The sequence below is a fragment of the Nocardioides jejuensis genome (genome assembly GCF_004337475.1).
Lineage (GTDB): Bacteria > Actinomycetota > Actinomycetes > Propionibacteriales > Nocardioidaceae > Nocardioides > Nocardioides jejuensis.
The window spans coordinates 120,108-133,071 of sequence record NZ_SJZJ01000006.1 but is presented as its reverse complement, the minus strand read 5'-3'; the positions used below and the strand labels follow the sequence as shown (position 1 = coordinate 133,071).

General features: G+C 70.5%; 12 protein-coding genes. 2 read left to right on the top strand and 10 right to left on the bottom strand.

Going from position 1 to position 12,964, the window contains the following annotated elements:
- The first annotated feature begins 34 nt into the window (after positions 1–34).
- Positions 35–2,074, top strand: coding sequence for an acyltransferase family protein (locus EPD65_RS05785; RefSeq protein ID WP_131582212.1), 2,040 nt, complete (start codon positions 35–37; stop codon positions 2,072–2,074).
- A 130-nt stretch (positions 2,075–2,204) separates the two neighbouring features.
- Here EPD65_RS05785 and rodA read toward each other — a convergent pair whose 3' ends face one another.
- Genes rodA through EPD65_RS05760 form a run of 5 tightly spaced genes read right to left on the bottom strand, consistent with a single transcriptional unit; the run spans position 2,205 to position 7,963 of the window.
- Positions 2,205–3,380, bottom strand: a complete 1,176-nt coding sequence (rodA, locus tag EPD65_RS05780) for a rod shape-determining protein RodA (RefSeq protein ID WP_243640460.1) — start codon at positions 3,378–3,380, stop codon at positions 2,205–2,207.
- On the bottom strand, positions 3,377–5,500 hold the full coding sequence (mrdA, locus tag EPD65_RS05775; RefSeq protein ID WP_131582211.1) for a penicillin-binding protein 2: 2,124 nt from the start codon (positions 5,498–5,500) through the stop codon (positions 3,377–3,379). Before mrdA ends, rodA begins: the two co-directional genes overlap by 4 nt.
- Positions 5,497–6,021, bottom strand: a complete 525-nt coding sequence (mreD, locus tag EPD65_RS05770; RefSeq protein WP_131582210.1) for a rod shape-determining protein MreD — start codon at positions 6,019–6,021, stop codon at positions 5,497–5,499. Before mreD ends, mrdA begins: the two co-directional genes overlap by 4 nt.
- Positions 6,018–6,935, bottom strand: a complete 918-nt coding sequence (gene mreC / locus EPD65_RS05765) for a rod shape-determining protein MreC (RefSeq protein WP_131582209.1) — start codon at positions 6,933–6,935, stop codon at positions 6,018–6,020. Before mreC ends, mreD begins: the two co-directional genes overlap by 4 nt.
- Complete coding sequence (locus EPD65_RS05760) at positions 6,935–7,963, bottom strand: rod shape-determining protein (protein WP_165872902.1); 1,029 nt, start codon at positions 7,961–7,963, stop codon at positions 6,935–6,937. The genes mreC and EPD65_RS05760 overlap by 1 nt, the downstream gene beginning before the upstream one ends.
- A 236-nt stretch (positions 7,964–8,199) precedes the next feature.
- On the opposite strand from EPD65_RS05760, the gene EPD65_RS05755 reads away from it, so the two are divergent.
- On the top strand, positions 8,200–8,727 hold the full coding sequence (locus EPD65_RS05755) for a DUF937 domain-containing protein (protein ID WP_131582208.1): 528 nt from the start codon (positions 8,200–8,202) through the stop codon (positions 8,725–8,727).
- A gap of 16 nt (positions 8,728–8,743) precedes the next feature.
- Here the strand turns inward: EPD65_RS05755 and EPD65_RS05750 are convergent, their stop codons facing one another.
- The 5 genes from EPD65_RS05750 to EPD65_RS05730 form a co-directional block, all read right to left on the bottom strand.
- Positions 8,744–9,718: a hypothetical protein gene (locus EPD65_RS05750; protein ID WP_131582207.1), complete on the bottom strand. Its 975-nt coding sequence runs from the start codon at positions 9,716–9,718 to the stop codon at positions 8,744–8,746.
- A 154-nt stretch (positions 9,719–9,872) separates the two neighbouring features.
- Entirely contained in the window at positions 9,873–10,301 is a 429-nt protein-coding gene (gene ndk / locus EPD65_RS05745) for a nucleoside-diphosphate kinase (protein WP_131582206.1), read from the bottom strand.
- 169 nt (positions 10,302–10,470) lie between these two features.
- A complete protein-coding gene (locus EPD65_RS05740) occupies positions 10,471–10,941 on the bottom strand; it encodes a hypothetical protein (RefSeq protein WP_131582205.1) in 471 nt (156 codons plus the stop codon).
- Positions 10,938–11,369 carry a DUF4233 domain-containing protein gene (locus EPD65_RS05735; protein ID WP_243640459.1) on the bottom strand — a complete coding sequence of 144 codons (432 nt, stop codon included), beginning with the start codon at positions 11,367–11,369 and terminating at the stop codon, positions 10,938–10,940. The genes EPD65_RS05740 and EPD65_RS05735 overlap by 4 nt, the downstream gene beginning before the upstream one ends.
- Positions 11,366–12,823: a bifunctional folylpolyglutamate synthase/dihydrofolate synthase gene (locus EPD65_RS05730; RefSeq protein WP_131582204.1), complete on the bottom strand. Its 1,458-nt coding sequence runs from the start codon at positions 12,821–12,823 to the stop codon at positions 11,366–11,368. The genes EPD65_RS05735 and EPD65_RS05730 overlap by 4 nt, the downstream gene beginning before the upstream one ends.
- Positions 12,824–12,964 lie beyond the last annotated feature (141 nt).

Below are 12,964 nucleotides of genomic sequence, written 5' to 3'. Positions count from 1 at the left end.
TTCTCCGGCCCCACCCTCGACTAATCTCGCCCCCATGGCCTGGCAGCACCGTCCCGCACTCGACGGGCTCCGGACCGTTGCCGTGTACCTGGTCCTCTGCTTCCACGCGAAGCTCGCGTGGGCCGACGGCGGCTTCATCGGGGTCGACCTCTTCTTCGTCCTGTCGGGCTTCCTGGTCGCCTCGATCCTGCTCGAGGAGCGCTACACGACGGGCACGATCAAGCTCGCGTCGTTCTTCGGGCGCCGGATCCGCCGCCTCCTGCCCGCTGCGCTGGTCGTCGTCGTGGCCACCGCCGCGGTCTTCTTGCTCGTCGCCCCCGTCGTACGCCGCCTGCCCTGGGTCGGCGACGCGCAGGCCTCGCTCCTGTACGTCGCGAACTGGCGGTTCCTGCACAACGCCGGCGACTACTTCGGTGCCGACGTCAACACCTCGCCGTACCTGCACTTCTGGTCTCTCTCGGTCGAGGAGCAGTTCTACGTCGCCTTCCCGTTCGTGCTGCTCGGGCTCGTCGCGCTGAAGAAGTGGTGGCGCCCGGCGCTGGTCACCGGCATCGGCGTCCTGTTCCTCGCCTCGGTCGGTGCCCAGCTGTGGTGGATGCACGCCGACGCGAACCACGCCTACTACGGCACCGACGCCCGCATCTACCAGCCGCTCGCCGGCGTCCTCGCGGCCATCGCGTGGCGTCATCTCGCGAGCCGCCGCCGCGCCCTGCGCCACGCGGGCTGGCCGATGCTGGTCGGCCTGCTGCTCGTCTCGACCAGCCTGATCGACGTCCCGGTGAGCGTCCGCGGCCTGCTCGCGACGGCGTTCGGCGTCGGTCTCGTGCTCGCCGTCATGACCCGCACGAGCCCGTCGCTCGACCGGTTCCTGTCGCTCGCGCCGATCTCCTACCTCGGCCGGATCTCGTACGGCACCTACCTGTGGCACTGGCCGGTTCTGCTGCTGGTCCTCGCCGGCATCCACGCCGACCCGTGGGTGGTCGCACTTCTCACCGCCGCCATCGCCACCGGACTCGCGGCGCTCTCCTACGAGCTGCTCGAGCACCCGGTGCGGCGTTCGGCGTTCCTGTCGAAGTTCAGCGGTCAGACCGTCCTGATCGGCCTGACCTGCTCCGTCCTCGCGGCGTACGCCGTCCTCCCGGGCGTCCTGAAGTCGGACACGCGTCCCGCGCTGGCGTCCTCCGCGGCGAGCGCGCCCACCCTGACCGGCACGGCCGTCGGCACGACCACGAACGCCCGCGCCGGCGAGATCGCCAAGCCGAGCGACCCGGTCCCCCACATCGACTGGGAGGCGATCAGCAGGAGCCGCGGGTTCGACACGTCGTACTGCACGCTGACCGACACCACGAGCTGCGTCGCCCACACCGGCACGAGCGGTCTCAAGGTGATGCTCGTCGGCGACAGCCATGCCCGCGTCATGGCGCCGCTGATGCTCAAGCTCGCGCAGCAGAAGAACTTCACGCTGGCCTACAGCATGGTCGCGGCCTGCCCCTGGCAGAACGGCGTGATCTCGAAGTTCGCCGCCCCCGACGAGCAGTCCGGGTGCAGCGCCGCGCGCTCGGCGCTCTACGGCGGCCTGCTGCAGAAGATGGACATCGACCTGGTCGTCCTCACGGAGATGCCGCGCTCGGCGGACTCGTGGGAGCACGGCCTGATCTCCACGACCGGCAGCACCGCGAGCGTCGACCAGCTCAACCTCGACACCATCACATCGTCGCTGCAGACCATCAAGCGCGACGGCGCGAAGGCGCTCGCCATCGACTCCTGGATCGTCCGCTACGACGGCGTGAACCCGCTCGAGTGCCTCTCGGGCGCCAAGACCGTCGGCGACTGCGCCGTCACCGCTCCCCCGCCGCCGCTGACCGACGACTTCGTCCACACCCTCGACGTCCGCTCGTCCGCGGTGTCGACGACGAACATCAACGACATCGTCTGCCCGACGTACCCCGTCTGCCAGGCCGTCCTCAACGGCATCCCCGTCTGGCGCGACGACAAGCACTACTCGACCGAGGTCCTCCTCGACCACTACGACGAGATCCGCGACCGCCTCGTCGCCACCGGCCTCTTCGGCTGACGGTGGAAGGCCGGAGCCGGGGTGTTCTCCGGCGCCTTTGGCCGGAGCGAGCCCTGGCGAGCGCAGCGCCAACGAAGCCGGAGAGCACCCCGGCGCAGGCCACCCACCACAGCGACCGACGGCCAGCGGGTCAGCGGGTGGTGAAGACCCGGGCTGCCGAGAAGCGCGTGGGCAGGGCCGGAGCGCCCCGCAGGTGGATGTTCTGCAGCAGTCCGATGGCGAGCATCCCCGCGAACATCGACGAGCCGCCGTACGACACGAACGGCAGCGGTACGCCGGTGACCGGCATGATGCCCATGCACATGCCGATGTTCTGGAACGCCTGGAACGCGAACCAGCAGGCGATGCCGGCAGCGGCGGCCCGGCCGAAGATGTCACGCGACTCGCGCGAGATCACCAGCGCGCGCCAGACGATGAGGCAGATCAGGCCGATCAGGAGGCCGGCGCCGATCAGGCCCAGCTCCTCGCCCGCCACGGTGAAGATGAAGTCGGTCTGCTGCTCGGGCACGAAGCCCGAGCGGGTCTGCGAGCCGTGGAAGAGCCCCTGCCCGAACCAGCCACCGTTGCCGACCGCGGTGCGCGCCTGCTCGACGTTGTAGCCGGCACCGCGCGGGTCGAGGTCGGGGTTGAGGAAGGCCAGGAAGCGGTCGATCTGGTACTGCTTCAGCACGTGCAGCTTGATCGCCACGGTGGCCACGAACACGCCGCCTGCGAGGAGCCCGAGCAGCCACTTCGCCGGTGCCCCGGCCACCGAGAGCACGCCGAAGACGGTCGCCGCCAGCACCAGCGTGGTGCCCATGTCGGGCTGCAGCAGGATCAGGCCTGCGGGCAGTCCCGCGATGAGCAGCATGCCGATCACCTCACCGGTGCCGACCTGGCGCCGGGAGCGGCCCTCGAAGCGCTCGGCGACGAAGAGCGACATGCCGATGATCACCGCGAGCTTGGCGAACTCCGACGGCTGGATCGACATGCCGCCGAGCTGCACCCACGACTTCGAGCCGTTGATCGTCGAGCCCATCACGAGCACGAGCAGCAGGCCGACGAGCGACCCGACGTACACGAAGGGAGCCAGGATCCGCACCCAGCGGTGGTCGGTCGCGAGCACCATCACCATGAGCACCAGGCCGATGGCGACGTTGACCAGCGTCTTGCGGAGGAACGCCGTCGGGTCACCGCCGGTGAGCGTGTCGCGCTCGCTCGTGGCCGACCAGACCAGCAGCGCACCGACGAAGGTCAGGACGAGCACGGAGCCCATCAGGATCCAGTCGAGGCCGTGCCGGCCCAGGCCGGGACGCTGCGTACTCACTCGCCCTCCTTGCGGACCGGCGGCAGGATCGCACCGTCGGGAGAGAAGACCGGGAGGGAGTCGCTCTCGGTGACACCCGGGATGGCGGGCTTCGAGGACGCCGCGTCCTCACCGAAGCCGTAGAGGGTGTCCCAGATCTTGCGGACGACCACGCTGTTGGCGCCGGCACCGGTGCCGGCCTGGCTGATCATCGACACGACGACGTAGTCCTTGGTGTAGGAGCCGACCCAGCCGGTGGTCTGCTTGCCGTAGACCTCCGCCGTTCCGGTCTTGCCGTGCATCGTCACCTTGTCCTGCGGCCAGCCCGCGAAGGTGCCGGCCAGCGTGCCGGCGAGGGTCACGTTGTTCATCGCGTCGCGGACGTAGTCGAGGATCCGCTTCGGCATCCGCACCTTCGCCTGGGCGACCGGGGCGATCCGCTTCACCAGCTTGCCGTCGGCATCGACGATCGCCTTGCCGACGGTCGGCCGGTAGAGCGTGCCGCCGTTCGCCAGGGCGGCGTACGCGCGGGCGAGCTGGAGCGGGGTGACGATCGTGTCGCCCTGGCCGATGGCGAAGTTGGCGGCGTCGCCGGCGCGGTAGAGGTAGCCCTCCGCGCAGAACTCGCGAGCGAAGAGCCGGACGAACGCCGAGGCGTCACCCGGGTGCTTCTCCAGCTTGCAGTAGTAGTTCTTCATCGAGTCGTAGTAGGCGCGCTTCCAGTGCCGGTCGGCGATCCGGCCTGAGGCCTCGCCCGGGATGTCGATGCCCGTGGCCTTGCCGAAGCCGAACTTCTTCGCCTCGTCGACGAGCGGGTCCTTGGCGTTCTCGTTGGCCGGGTCCGAGCCGTACTTCTGCCAGAAGTAGAGGCCCACGCGGTAGAAGAACGTGTTGCAGGAGACCGTGATCGCGGTCTTGAAGTCGATCATGCCGAACGACTCGGACTCGTAGTTGCCGAAGGCACGGTTGCCGATCTGCACGGACGGCGAGCAGTTCAGGCGGGTGTCGGTGCTCATGCCGTTGGTCAGCGCGCCGACGGTCATGATCGGCTTCCAGGTCGAGCCGGGCGCGAACTGGCCCTGCATGGCACGCGCGAGCAGCGGGGTGCCGGCCTTCTCGGAGTAGAGGTGGGTCAGCTGCTTCTGGGTGATGCCGCCGACCCAGATGCCCGGGTTGTACGTCGGCTCGCTGGCCATCGCGACGATCCGTCCGGTGTGCGCGTCGAGGACGACGACAGCGCCGGAGTCGGCGCGGTAGTGCTGGCCGTTGCGGTCGGTGCGCAGACGCGCGGCGAGGATCGCCTTGTGCAGCTCGGACTCCGCGACGCCCTGCACCTTCGCGTCGATCGAGGTGACGAGCGTGTCGCCGGGGACGGCGTCGTCGCGGCCGGACTCCCCCAGCACGCGTCCCTTCGAGTCGACTGCGACGTGCTGGTAGCCGGGCATGCCGCGGAGGTACTCGTCGTACTCCTTCTCCACGCCGGCGCGGCCGACCTGGGAGGCTCCGTTGACCGAGAGGTCGTGCTTCTTCTCCGCGGCGGTGAGCTCGTCCTCCGTGACCGGGCTGAGGTAGCCGAGGACGTGGGCGGCCTCGACACCGAACGGGCGCGGGTAGGCGCGGACCGACTGCTCCTGGACGACGACCGCCGGGTAGTCCTCGGCCTGCTCACGGATCAGCTGCGCGGTCTGCTGGTCGACATCGTCGTCGACCGGGACGGGCTGGAACGGCGAGCCGTTCCAGCAGGTGCCGGCCACCGATCCCTCGGTGCCGCAGTTGAGGAGCCGGCCCTGGACGTCCTTGAGCTTGTGGTGGAGCGCCTTGGCGACGCGCTCGAGGAGCACGTCCTGCTCGTCGGAGGACATCTGGCCCAGCGTCGTACGGTCGATGGAGACCACCCACGAGCTGCGGTTGGCCACCAGCGGCCGGCCCTCGGCGTCCACGATCAGGCCGCGGTCGGGCTGGACGACGACCTCACGCACCGACTGCGACGCAGCCTTGGCGCGGTAGTCGTCGCCGGAGGCGACCTGGAGGTACCAGAGCCGGACCAGGAGGGTCGCGAAGAGCGACAGGACGAGCGCCTGGAGCACGATCAGCCGCATGCGGCTGCGCTCGGCTGCGGCGGAGGTGGGACGGAAGCTCATGCCAGCGAGACCCGGGCAGGCTCGGTGCGGCGGAAGAGCACCATCAGCGCCGGGACGAGCAGCGGCGTCAGCAGGACGTCCCACACGAGCGCCACCAGGATCACCTGGAGCATGTCCGGCACGGAGACGACGGGGTCCTTGAGGACCAGGCCGGTCAGCGCGAAGAGCGACGTGCCGAGGAACGACGCGGCAGCCGCGGCCGCCACGACCATCACCGGCTCCGGGCGGCCGCCCTGGCCGGGCACGCGCAGGCGGCCGACGACGTAGCCGACGACGACCAGCGCGAGCGCCCAGCGACCGGCGTAGTGGTCAGCCGGTGGAGCGAGGTCGAGGAGCAGGCCGCCGACGAAGCCGAGGATCGCCGCGAACTGCGGGCCCCGGGTCAGGCCCGCCGCGACCACGACGAGGAGCGCGAGGTCCGGCACGACACCGTGCCAGGCCAGGTGCGGGAAGAAGGTCACCTGGAGCACGACGGCCACCAGGAGGATCAGGAAGGCCACGAAGCCCCGGATCAGGCTCATCGGGTGGCCTCCTTGCCGGGCTTGACCAGGCCGCGGTCCGAACGGGTGCCGGACGGCACCGCGACGCCGACCAGGTCGAGCGAGGTGAAGTCGACGAACGGCTTGATCTCCACGCGACGCGAGGTCTCACGGGGGCTGGAGTAGACGGCGGTGACCTTGCCGATCGGGACACCCGCGATGTACGGCGCGCCGTCCTCGCTGCCCCACGTGACGGCCGTGTCGCCCTCGTTGGCGACGAACGCACCGTCGTTGAGCTTGAGGTCAAGGGTCGCACCGCCGGAGAGCTCGCCACGGCCCTGCAGGAAGCCGACCTCCATGCTGCCGCCCAGCCGCCCACCGACCACCGAGTGGCGGTCGAGGAGGAGGACGACGGTCGCCGTCGTGCGGGTGGCAGACAGGACGCGGCCGACGAGGCCGTCGTTGTTGAGCACCGTCAGGTCGGCGTGGATGCCGGACGACGTGCCGGCGTCGATCGTGACGGTCTGCGAGAACGACTGCGCCGGACCGTAGGCGATGACGTGGGCGGGCACGAGGACGTGGTGGAGCGTCGTCGCCGTGCCGGCCAGGCCGTCGTACTCGGCGAGGCGGTTGCGGTCGAGCGCGGTCGTGGCGACCTGCTGCTTGAGCTGGGCGTTCTGCGCCTCGAGCTCCTCGACCCGGTCCTCGAGGCCGCTCTTGGTGTGGAACCAGCGCGGGATCGCCTCGAACGGGGCGACGACGCCGTTGGCGGCGTCCTCCGCGGGGCCGACGACCTCGCCGACAAGCCGGCGGGCCGGGTCGAGCGCGCCGCCGACGTGGTCGAGCGTGATCAGGGTGGCGCAGGTCAGCACCAGCGCCACGAGGGTCGAGCGCGACGACCGGTCCGCCGGCTCCAGGCGGTCGAGCCCGCGCCAGCGCTTCTCGCGTCCGGCCATCAGTACCGCCGCGGGCCGGAGACGAGCACCTGCTGGAGGGCCTCGAACTCCTCGACGCACTTGCCGGCGCCCAGGGCGACCGACGTCAGCGGCTCCTCCGCGACGTGGACCGGCATGCCGGTCTCGTGGCGGATCCGCTCGTCGAGGCCGCGGAGCAGCGCGCCGCCACCGGTCAGGACGATGCCGCGGTCCATGATGTCGCCGGCCAGCTCGGGCGGCGTCTGGTCGAGCGTCGTGCGGACGGCGTCGACGATGCTGTGGAGCGGCTCCTCGAGCGCCTGACGGAGCTCGGCGCTGGAGATGACGACCGTGCGCGGCAGGCCGGAGACCATGTCGCGGCCGCGGATCTCGGCCTCGGGCTCCTTGCTCAGCGGGAACGCCGACCCGAGGGTCATCTTCATCTCTTCAGCGGTGCGCTCCCCCAGCATCAGGGAGTGCTCCTTCTTCATCCACGCGATGATCGCCTGGTCGAGGTCGTCACCGGCGGTGCGGACGCTGAGCGACGTGACGATGCCGCCGAGGGAGATCACCGCGACCTCCGTCGTGCCGCCGCCGACGTCGACGACCATGTTGCCCGTGGCCTCGTGGACCGGGAGCCCGGCACCGATCGCGGCAGCCATCGGCTCCTCGACGATGTAGACCCGGCGGGCGCCGGCCTGGTAGCCGGCCTCCTTGACCGCGCGCTGCTCGACGGCGGTGATGCCGCTCGGCACGCAGACGACGAGGCGCGGCTTGGCGAAGTAGCGGCGGCGGTGCACCTGCTGGATGAAGAAGCGCAGCATCTGCTCAGTGGCGTCGAAGTCGGCGATCACGCCGTCCTTGAGCGGGCGGATGGCGCTGATGTTGTCCGGCGTACGGCCGACCATGCGCTTGGCCTCGTGGCCGACGGCGATGACCTCGCCGGTCGACTCGTTGAGGGCGACCACGGAGGGCTCGTCGAGCATGATGCCCTTGCCACGGACGTAGACGAGCGTGTTGGCCGTGCCGAGATCGACGGCCATGTCGCGTCCGATGAAGCTGTTCGCCATGGTTCTGGAGCCTCTGGTCGAAATTCGGGGGAAGGAAACGGGTACGACGAACCGGCTACGCGACCCTCCGCACTCGCCCACGAGGTTAAGGAGCCAGACCGGGTGAAACCGGGAGGCTCGCCGCGCGCCGTCGAAACCCGGCTTTTGCCCCGTTGAATCCCGGGTTTTTCCGCCTTGAGTCGCGGGTTTCGACGCGGGCATGGTCAGGACGCTGCACGGCGGGTTAGGTTCCGGACATGTCCGATCTCGACGCACTGCTGGCCAGCCTGCCCATCGACTCGCTCGCCGCCCAGACCGGCGAGTCCCCCGACGCCGTTCGCCAGGCCGCGGGTGTCGCCCTGCCCGCGCTGCTCGGCGGCCTCCACGCGAACGCCGAGGGCGGCGGCCTCGGCTCCCTCCTCGAGGCGCTCTCCCAGCACGAGGGCGGCGACGGCACGCAGGTCGACGCCGCGGAGGGTGCGCAGATCGCCTCCCACATCTTCGGTGCCAACCAGGAGCAGGTGATCAACCAGCTCGGCTCGACCGGCGTCCCGTCGGGCCTGCTGCAGAAGCTGATTCCGCTGCTCGCCCCGATCGTGATGGCGTGGATCGCCAAGCAGATGGCCGGCAAGGGCGCCGCCCCGTCGTCCGGTGGCAGCGGCGACGTGCTCGGCCAGGTCCTTGGCCAGGTGCTCGGTGGCGCGACGGGTGGCTCCGGTGGCGGCCTCGCGGGCTCGATCCTGAGCAACGTCCTCGGCGGTCTGCTCGGCGGCGGACGCAAGTAGCCCCGGCCGGGATCCGTCAGAAGTCGCAGTCGGCCCGGGGCGCGCGCTCGACCTGGCTGCGGTCGAGCTGGAGGACCTGCGGGACCACGAGCTCGTGCGGGTCGAGGTACCCCTGGGTCGCGGACTCGCTCACGGTCCAGATGTCGCGACCGCGGAAGTCGACGTCCTCCGAACCGGGCACGAAGGCGAGCCGCCGTCCCTCCGGCGTACGCAGCTCGGCGCAGTGGGTGCCGCTGCGGTTGAGCCACACTCCACCGGGCCCGGCGCCGATGCCCTGCAGCCTCGACGGCAGCGCTCCCCCGGCCTTGGGCGTGGGCATGACGTCGCTGGCGAGCGTGCGGCTCCGGTCGAACCACCACAGCCGACTGCCCTTGTGCGGTCGGTAGCCGCCCACACCGATCCGGTCGCCGTGGACCACGAGGGTCGAGCCACGAACACCGCGCGGGAGCCGCCACACGTGCCGGAGCGAGCCGCCGCGACCGATCCGGTCGGGGTCGAGCAGCCACAGCCGGCCGGTCTCGAGGACCCACAGCCCCGCGTCGTCGAGCTCCAGTCCCCCACCGTGGCGGCAGAAGTCGCCGTCCGGCAGCGACAGCCGGTCCTCGAACGCCGTGACCCGCCCCGTGCGCCGGTCGAGCACGGCGATCTGGCAGTTGCGGTTGCCGAAGGACCGCTCCCAGCGGTAGCCACCGACGAAGATCCGCGACCCGTCGACGGCGAGCGCCTGCGGGACGAAGTCACGATCCACCTGCGGGATCCAGTACGCCGCGCAGACGGCGGCCTGCACAGGATGCTCCTGGAGCGGCGGTCGCATCAGGTCAGCGGCGCGCCCGCGCACGTCGTCGTACGCCACGCCGTGGCAACGCGGGGGCGTGCCGTCGGGACGTGGTGCAGCGACGGGATCATCTGCCCCGAGGCCGAGCGCCGAGCACCCCGAGAGCACCAGGCCGACGAGGACCGCAACCGCGATCGCGCGCCGGCGTACGGGCATCAGGCCAGGGCGTGTCTGACAAGCCGTCGCCGTCGCGAGCGGTGTCCGGGGCGTGGGCTGGCAAGGCGGAGGAGGGAGCCGTGGCGGAGCCACGGCGACTGACGACAACGCGGGCAGCGCGCGTACCGGGCGGCGCGCAGCAGGCGAGGGTTTGTCAGACACGCCCCAGGCCCGGGAACCAGATCGCGATCTCGCGGGCCGAGGACTCCTCGGAGTCCGAGCCGTGCACGATGTTCTGCTGGACCTTGAGGCCCCAGTCGCGGCCGAGGTCACCACGGATGGTGCCCGGGGCAGCGACGGTCGGGTCGGTGGCACCGGCGAGGGAACGGAAGCCCTCGATGACGCGCTCGCCCTCGAAGACGGCCGCGGTGACCGGGCCGGAGAGCATGAACTCGACGAGCGGCTCGTAGAAGGGCTTGCCCTCGTGCTCGGCGTAGTGCTGCGCGAGCATCTCGCGGGTGGCCTGCTTCCGCTCGAGGGCGACGAGCGTGTAGCCCTTCGCCTCGATGCGGCGGATGACCTCGCCCGTGAGGTTGCGACGGACGCCGTCGGGCTTGACGAGGACGAGGGTGCGCTGGGTCATGCCTCAGACCCTAGCGAAACCCTCGGCCCACGCCGTACGCCGCCCGGATTGCCACCCGGATTGCCACGGCAGTCGAGCCCCGCCGTCAAGGTCTTCACAGGGGCGAAGACCTTGACGATCAATGGGCGCCCGGAGCGTCGAGATGATCACCACGGCGAAGATCTCGACGTCAGATGCCGGCGGCAGCCTTGACCAGCTCAACCTCGTGCGGGGGAAACACCTCGATCGGAAGGCCGCAACGCATCCGGCTCCGCTGGAGGCGGTAGCGGACGACGTCACCTTTGGCCTCCACCAACCTGAACGACACGTACGGAATCCGCACCGAGGCAACCGCTCCCTGGAACTCGACATCGCTCGCGCCGAACGAGGAGCGGATCACGATCCCCTTCCCCGCTGTAGGGACGAAGCGCCGCGGACCAGCCATCCAGAGGAAGGCGCAGCCCATGGCACCGAAGAGGACCACCGGGAACCAGCTCGGGTCGGGGTCAATCAGGTTCAGCGCGGCGATGAACGCCCCAACGGCAATCTCGAATGCAGCGAGGAGCCGGACGCGCCCATTGAGGGCCTTCGCCATGCGGCGCGGCGTCCGGTCGTCGCAGACGTACTCATAGGTACGTCGCTCGACGGGCAGCTCGCTCACTGCGGCGCGGACTCCGCCTGCTGGGCGTCCCAGGCCGCCCAGGCCTCGGCCTTCTCGCGCTCGATCTTGCCGCCGAGCCAGTACGCGGTGAACCACAGCAGCGCGAAGAGGCCACCGACGACGTACATCATCCCGACGACGGGACCGAGGCCGACGGCGAGCGCCTGGACAAGGTGACCTGCGCCGTAGCCCCACGGACGCTTGAGCATGCCGGCGAGCACGATGCAGGCGACCACGAAACCGAGGCCGATCAACAGCGCAAGGCCGGTGGAGATCGAGGTGAGCGTCAGCAGCACCGGCGTGACCAGGCCGAAGGCGATGGCCTCGAGCGTCAGGATCGCGGCGCACATGGCGCGACGGGCACCCGTGATCTTGCGGTTGGCGATGTCCTCGGCGATGTTGTCGTCGAGCGGCAGGTTCTCGCTCATGCCTCGTCCTCCCAGTCGGCGGTCTCGATCGGCTTCGACTCGCGCATCGCGATGCGCTCGGCGGTCCGTGCCGCGGCCCGGTCGATCGCGTCGTCCTTGTGCACCAGCAGGGCGCGGGCCTCACCCACGGTCACGACGGAGCCGGTCACGAGGACGCCGCCGGAGCCGATCGACTCACCGAAGGCCGCTCCCGCTTCGGCCAGCCCGGCCGCGCGGTCGATCGCGTCACTCAGGTCGGGCTCGACCGTGACGCGGTCCTCGCCGAAGACACCGGCCGCGAGCCGGCCCAGGTCGGCCGCCGACATGGAGCGCGGCAGGGAGTTCTGGGTGCAGACCAGGTGGTTGAAGTGCGGCTCGAACGCAGCGAGGACACCCTCGACGTCCTTGTCCTCCATCACGCCCATCACGCCGATGAGCGGCTCGAAGGCGAACGAGTCCACGAGCGCAGCGGCACTGGCAGCCGCGCCGTGCGGGTTGTGGGCCGCGTCGAGGACGACGGTCGGCGAACGACGCACGACCTCGAGCCGGCCCGGGCTGCTGGCCAGCGCGAACGCCTCGCGGACCACGTCGTCGGCGAGCACGCCGTCGCCCAGGAACGCCTCGACCGCAGCCAGCGCGACGGCGGCGTTCTGGGCCTGGTGCGCGCCGTAGAGCGGCAGGAAGAGGTCGTCGTAGCGTGCGCGGAGGCCCTGGATCGAGAGGTGCTGACCGCCGACCGCGGGGACCCGCGAGACGACGCCGAACTCCATGCCCTCGCGGGCGACCGTGGCTCCGACCTCGGCGGCGCGCTCGAGGAGGACGGTGGCCACGTCGGCGTTCTGCTCGGCGAGCACGACGGTCGCGCCGGGCTTGATGATGCCGGCCTTCTCGCGGGCGATGTCGACGAGGGTGTCTCCGAGGTACTGGGCGTGGTCCATCGCAACCGGAAGGACGACGGCAACCTGCGCGTCGACGACGTTGGTGGCGTCCCAGGAGCCACCCATGCCGACCTCGACCACGGCCGCGTCGACCGGAGCGTCGGCGAACGCGGCGTACGCCATCGCGACCATCGACTCGAAGAAGCTCATCGGGTGGGCCTCGGTCGCGTCGACGACGTGCAGGTACGGCGCGACCTCGTTGAACGTCGCCACGAACGCCTCGTCGCTGAGCGGCTCGCCGTCGATGCAGATCCGCTCGCTCATCTTCTCGACATGCGGGCTGGTGAAACGACCCGTGCGCAGGTTGAGCGTGCGCAGCAGCGTGTCGATCATGCGCGAGGTCGAGGTCTTGCCGTTGGTGCCGGTCAGGTGGATCACCGGGTAGGAGTCCTGCGGCCGGCCGAGCAGCTCGGTGAACGCCAGGATGCGGTCGAGCGACGGCTCGAGCCGGGTCTCGGGCCACCGGGACAGCAGCGCGTCCTCGGCCTCGTTGAAGGTCTGGGCAGGGCGGCCTTCAGCCACGGGAAAGTCAGTCATCGCGGAGCCAGTCTAGGCGGGCGCAGGAGCCGGCACTTTTCTCCGCCAACGCGCCGGAACCGGTCTAGACTCGTGTCCTCGACTCGCCGTTGGCGAGCGCCGGTCACCCCGGACCCCGGTGACTGGTTCGCGCCACCCCAG

Excerpts from the sequence above, each read along its gene's own strand:
- EPD65_RS05785 (WP_131582212.1), top strand. The coding sequence starts at position 35 with ATGGCCTGGCAGCACCGTCCCGCACTCGACGGGCTCCGGACCGTTGCC.
- mrdA (WP_131582211.1), bottom strand. The coding sequence starts at position 5,500 with ATGAGCTTCCGTCCCACCTCCGCCGCAGCCGAGCGCAGCCGCATGCGG.
- mreD (WP_131582210.1), bottom strand. The coding sequence starts at position 6,021 with ATGAGCCTGATCCGGGGCTTCGTGGCCTTCCTGATCCTCCTGGTGGCC.
- mreC (WP_131582209.1), bottom strand. The coding sequence starts at position 6,935 with ATGGCCGGACGCGAGAAGCGCTGGCGCGGGCTCGACCGCCTGGAGCCG.
- EPD65_RS05760 (WP_165872902.1), bottom strand. The coding sequence starts at position 7,963 with ATGGCGAACAGCTTCATCGGACGCGACATGGCCGTCGATCTCGGCACG.
- EPD65_RS05755 (WP_131582208.1), top strand. The coding sequence starts at position 8,200 with ATGTCCGATCTCGACGCACTGCTGGCCAGCCTGCCCATCGACTCGCTC.
- EPD65_RS05750 (WP_131582207.1), bottom strand. The coding sequence starts at position 9,718 with ATGCCCGTACGCCGGCGCGCGATCGCGGTTGCGGTCCTCGTCGGCCTG.
- ndk (WP_131582206.1), bottom strand. The coding sequence starts at position 10,301 with ATGACCCAGCGCACCCTCGTCCTCGTCAAGCCCGACGGCGTCCGTCGC.
- EPD65_RS05735 (WP_243640459.1), bottom strand. The coding sequence starts at position 11,369 with ATGAGCGAGAACCTGCCGCTCGACGACAACATCGCCGAGGACATCGCC.
- EPD65_RS05730 (WP_131582204.1), bottom strand. The coding sequence starts at position 12,823 with ATGACTGACTTTCCCGTGGCTGAAGGCCGCCCTGCCCAGACCTTCAAC.